The organism is Thioclava sp. F42-5, assembly GCF_002213195.1.
In the GTDB taxonomy this organism is placed as follows: Bacteria; Pseudomonadota; Alphaproteobacteria; order Rhodobacterales; family Rhodobacteraceae; genus Thioclava; species Thioclava nitratireducens.
Map to the genome: position 1 here is coordinate 1 of NZ_NBNZ01000022.1, position 478 is coordinate 478.

The window sequence follows — 478 nt, forward strand, 5'->3', positions numbered from 1 at the left end:
GATCAGATCGACCATGTGCCAGAACGCGGTCGCATCCTCGATATTTCCCACATGATCGCGCCACGCCACCAGCAGCAACAGGATGACGCCGGCTGCGACATGCGCGGCGTGAAACCCAGTTAGAAGGAAATAGAAATTGAAGAAAGGATGCGTGTCCCAGACAATGCCTTGCGCGGCTTTGGACGCGAATTCGGCGGCCTTGATCCAGAGAAATGCCGCGCCGAGCAGAGCGGCACACACAAGAGAAACGCGTGCGCCGCTACGCCTGCGCGATTGCCTCAGATTCAACGCCAGGGCGGCGAAAAAGCCGCTCGTCAGCAAGATAATCGTGTTGGTCGCAGCGGCAGTCCGGTTCAGCGCATTCTGCGCCTCGGCAAAGCCCGTCGGATCAGTGATCCGCACCGACAAGAAAACGATCAACCCCGCCCCGAAAACCAGCAATTCGCTGATAATGAGAACCCACATCAAAAGATCGCCG

General features: G+C 57.9%; 1 protein-coding gene. It reads right to left on the reverse strand.

Annotation, left to right across the window (positions count from 1 at the left end; genetic code table 11):
• Nucleotides 1-478 (reverse strand): cytochrome c oxidase subunit 3 (locus B6V74_RS18690; RefSeq protein ID WP_240497149.1); only part of this gene is annotated, 478 nt, incomplete at both ends.